Origin of the sequence: Blastochloris sulfoviridis, assembly GCF_008630065.1 — a bacterium.
In the GTDB taxonomy this organism is placed as follows: domain Bacteria; phylum Pseudomonadota; class Alphaproteobacteria; order Rhizobiales; family Xanthobacteraceae; genus Blastochloris; species Blastochloris sulfoviridis.
The window spans coordinates 1-755 of sequence record NZ_VWPL01000078.1 but is presented as its reverse complement, the minus strand read 5'-3'; the positions used below and the strand labels follow the sequence as shown (position 1 = coordinate 755).

Sequence of the window (755 nt, the reverse complement as noted above, 5' to 3'; positions counted from 1 at the left end):
CTGAAGTGCTGAATCTGTCGGTTCCTTCGATTCGGATGCGGAGGATGGGCGATGGAGCCAGCGGAACCGGACTTTGCCGCGCTTGCGGAAGCGGTTGTTTTCCTGGACTATTTCAAGGACATGCCGGACCCGCGCCAGCGCGGCAAGGTGATGTACCCGCTTCAGGAGGTGCTGCTGCTGTGCCTTCTGGCGGTGCTGGCCGGCGCCGAGACCTTCGTCGACATTGCCCGGTTCGGCGAGAAGAAGCTCGACCTGCTGCGCCGGTTCCGCACGTTTCTCCATGGCACCCCCTCGCACGACCACCTCGGCGACATCCTCGCCACCCTCGACGCCACGCAGTTCCAGCGTTGCTTCGTCGCCTGGGTGGCGGCGGTGACGGGGGCGCCCGCAGACGTGATCGCCATCGACGGCAAGACGCTGCGTCGCTCGGCCAAGAGGGACGCCAAGGCGGCGGTCCACATGGTGTCCGCCTTCGCGGCGCGCCAGCGCCTGGTGCTCGGGCAGGTCAAGGTGGCCGACAAGTCGAACGAGATCGTCGCCATCCCCCAACTGCTCTCCCTGCTGTCGATCGAGGGCGCCATCGTCACCATCGATGCCATGGGCTGCCAGCGCGCCATCGCCGCGCAAATCCTCGCCCAGAAGGCCGACTATGTGCTGGCCCTGAAAGGCAACCAGGGCAGCTTGCGAGAGGACGTCGAGTTGTTCGCCGCCGAGCAGAAAGCCAATGGTTTCAAGGACACCGCGATCAGCCGCCA

The 755-nt window shown here is 65.7% G+C and carries 1 protein-coding gene; it reads left to right on the top strand.

Annotated features, from left to right (window positions below):
- Positions 1-51: 51 nt before the first annotated feature.
- Positions 52-755: ISAs1 family transposase (locus F1193_RS16905; RefSeq protein ID WP_150098955.1), on the top strand; the 704-nt coding region annotated here is incomplete at its 3' end.